We start from the raw sequence: 3,326 nt of genomic DNA, 5'->3' as shown, positions 1-3,326 counted from the left end.
TTTGCCACTAGGTTTTGTACCAATTCATTTTTTTTCAAAGAGTTTTAAAGGTGTTCTCAAAGGGTCTTCAAAGACCTTATCTAAAGGGTATTTAAAGCTCCCTTTAACGCGTTTTTCTGCTCCTCTTTTTCCAAATCACTAAAGCATGTAAAATCGGATTGAAAGGCAAGGGAAACGATTCCTGTCGGACCATGGCGTTGTTTTGCTATAATAACCTCAGCTTTGCCCTTGGCTTGCTCCATTGCCTCTTGCCATTTGCTATACTCAGAGGTGCCTTCTTTGGGTTCTTCATTTTTGAGATAATATTCTTCACGATAAACGAACAGAACAATGTCGGCATCTTGCTCGATTGAACCAGATTCACGTAAATCGGAGAGTTGTGGACGTTTATCGGTTCGGTTTTCAACTTGACGTGAAAGTTGTGACAGAGCAATGATGGGAATATTGAGTTCTTTTGCAAGTGCTTTTAATCCGGTGGTAATGGCTGTAATTTCTTGAACGCGATTTTCTAATGAACGCTTTGAACCACTTGTCATGAGTTGGATATAGTCGATAATCAAAACATCTAAACCATGTTGTCGTTTCAGACGCCTTGCACGGGCGGCCAATTGTGCAAGGGAGACACCCCCCGTTTGATCAATATAAAGAGGGATTGTTTGTAAAGAGCGCATTGCGTAAATGATGTTGGTAAATTGCTCTTCTGAGATATTACCACGACGCATATCCGAAGAAGAAACCTTTATTTGCTCTGAGATAATACGAGTTGCAAGCTGTTCAGTTGACATCTCAAGTGAGAAGAAACCAACAATACCCCCTTCATTGGTTTGGCTGTTATCACGCTTACAAGCATTAGCAATATTAAAAGCAATATTGGTAGCAAGTGATGTTTTACCCATCCCAGGGCGTCCAGCTATGATAATCAAATCGGATGGTTGTAGCCCTCCCATTTTTTCATCAAGGGTTTTGATATGGGTAGCTATCCCTGAAAGCTGTGAGGAACGCTTTTTCGCAGCGCTTGCCATGTTAAGTGCTTTTGCAATGGCTGTATCAAAGTTTTCAAACCCACCTCCATATTTTCCTTTTTCGGCTAACTCAAATAATTGATTTTCAATCGTTTCAATTTGTTGGGAAGGTGTGAACTCCAGAGGCGCATCAAAAGCTGTATTGGCAACTTCATTGCCAAGATTAATCAAAGACCGGCGGATAAAAAGATCGTAAATGACACGTCCATAATCTTCAGCGTTAATAATAGTGACTGCCTCTGTGGCTAAGCGAACAACATACTGGTATACAGTAATATCTCCAATTTTTTCTTCCATTTGGATATAGGGCTTAATTGTAATGGGGTTTGCAAGATGACCCTTTTGAATAATTTGTAAGACAATCTCAAAGATCTTTTGATGTAGCGTTTCAAAAAAATGTTCTGCTTTGAGAAAGTCTGAAACGCGATCGAGTGCATTATTATTAATCAGGATTGCTCCAAGTAATGCCTGTTCCGCTTCAATATTATGGGGAAGTTGACGAAAAGAAGAAGCAAAATTATCTCTTGGATTTTCTGTTTTTAGCATGTTCAATGTTCTCATTGCTTTCCTTTCCCTTGTTTGGTGCCTCAAAGGTGATTTCTGTTGTGTATCCGCTTTGTTTTTCATAACGATGTGTGACGGTAGCGGCTTTCCATGGTCCATTGATTTGCCCACGAAACCCTTGAAGGATGAGAGGTTGATCCGCCATGATTTCAGGGCGTCCTGCAAGAGACAAAGAACCACTGCCTACAGCACGACATAAGCGATCCGACTCGGAAGCAGCGGCAGATAAAGCTTCCTCTTGACATGGATAACAACTGCGTAGACGCCGCACAGGCCCGCTAACCCCTGTCTGATGTTTGACTTGACATTGTTGCCCTGTTGAGCGATCAAAATAAGAAGCTTCAATGATGCCGTATTGCGTGCGTGGCTCTAACGTGAATTCCCAGTTAGAACAGTCGTGCTTATGAAGTTCAAGTGCTGGTAAATTATCCCCGCTTAAAAATAAAAACTTATGGTCTTTGATTAAAAAACGCGCCTGCATGCGGTCCGCAAGACGGGTTAAAAAATCAACCGCCGATTGATCTGTACGAATCACATAAGAAAGAGTTTGTTTGATAAATTGTGGACTGACTTTTGCTTGATAGCCATGGCGTTTGGCGAGTGTCTCAACAATCTCACCAACAATTTTGTGATCAAAATGTTCACTCGCTTGTTCTTTGAGTTCTTTACGCATCGAGGCGCTTTTGCCACAAAGGCGCAAAATCTCTCCATCACTGCCCCCAATACTCACCACCGACTCAACAACAAAACGCCCCATGAAGGCACTGATGCTGTTCTCATAGCCAAAAATCACTTGCAGAGTGCTGTTGCTTGAGGGAACCTCTAAATCATGGCCACTATCATCAAACTCTGCTTCAAATGTATCGGCTTCATTGCCGGCATGGTCCGTAATGGTTGCGGTTAAAAGACGCTGGTAAAAAACCTCATGAACAAGCTTATCCCCCACCCTCACCTCAATAAAAGGATGCGTGCGCATTAATCCCATAACCGCTTCACCACGCTGTTCTTTTCTTGGCTAACAAACTCAGGCAGAATGACCTTTAAGCCCCGTGGCAACAGAGCACCATACCCTGCAATACCTGGATTGGCTTCCAGTGTGGCTTCTAAATAGCCATTTAGTCCCCCAACTTGAGAACGGTCCCCTAACACAGCCATGGCATGGTGAAAGCAGATCAGATCGAGACTCATATCTTCTAGCTCTACCACGAGGTGCTTTTCTGGTATCTTCATGACGTTTCTCCTCCTTGGGAATATTGACCATATCCCTCTTGGTATTGTCCCACCTGATATTGACCTTGCGGTTTTCCTCCATCGAAAAACGGTAACAAGCTAATGGCATAGCGAATGCGCCCCGATTGACCAGAGCGACTAATATAGTCGTGATCTTTCGTGACACTGGTGATTACCACTGATCCATGGAGAATGGCGCTATAGCCATTGTCACTCATCCAACGGATCATCTGAACGGGCTTGGCAGCACGAATGGTTCTGGTGATAGCATCAATGGCTACCCGATCCCCAAACTCTTCTGGAAACAACACCCCATGGATGGTTTTGGCATCATTGCCATAACCGGTAAATTGCAAACCTGGAGCCTCACCAAAACGCTCTAGGCAAACCCATGAAGCAGAAAACTCTTCCTCAAAGGATTGGAAATTCAGCCAGTCCACATAAAAAAGATGTGGTCCTAACATCAGCAAAGGATCTCTCATAGACGCCCTCCCCTTGATTGTATCATTA

At 43.3% G+C, this 3,326-nt stretch carries 4 protein-coding genes; all 4 read right to left on the bottom strand.

Annotated elements, in window-relative coordinates:
- Positions 1-80 precede the first annotated feature (80 nt).
- The 4 genes from ACFIML_RS08955 to ACFIML_RS08940 are packed head-to-tail and all read right to left on the bottom strand — an operon-like array spanning position 81 to position 3,298.
- Positions 81-1,583: a replicative DNA helicase gene (locus tag ACFIML_RS08955; RefSeq protein WP_375687986.1), complete on the bottom strand. Its 1,503-nt coding sequence runs from the start codon at positions 1,581-1,583 to the stop codon at positions 81-83.
- Entirely contained in the window at positions 1,540-2,562 is a 1,023-nt protein-coding gene (locus ACFIML_RS08950) for a phage late control D family protein (protein ID WP_375687990.1), read from the bottom strand. Before ACFIML_RS08950 ends, ACFIML_RS08955 begins: the two co-directional genes overlap by 44 nt.
- Positions 2,562-2,816 (bottom strand): tail protein X, encoded by a 255-nt coding sequence (locus ACFIML_RS08945; RefSeq protein ID WP_375609809.1) that lies wholly within the window; start codon positions 2,814-2,816, stop codon positions 2,562-2,564. The genes ACFIML_RS08950 and ACFIML_RS08945 overlap by 1 nt, the downstream gene beginning before the upstream one ends.
- The gene (locus ACFIML_RS08940) at positions 2,813-3,298 is read right to left on the bottom strand and encodes a phage tail protein (protein WP_375687988.1); all 486 of its coding nucleotides are present in this window, start codon (positions 3,296-3,298) and stop codon (positions 2,813-2,815) included. The genes ACFIML_RS08945 and ACFIML_RS08940 overlap by 4 nt, the downstream gene beginning before the upstream one ends.
- Positions 3,299-3,326: the final 28 nt, after the last annotated feature.

The organism is Bartonella sp. AC62GZZY, from assembly GCF_042196525.1.
GTDB lineage: Bacteria > Pseudomonadota > Alphaproteobacteria > Rhizobiales > Rhizobiaceae > Bartonella.
Note: the sequence above shows the minus strand (reverse complement) of the source record. Positions and strands in the feature narration are given on the sequence as shown.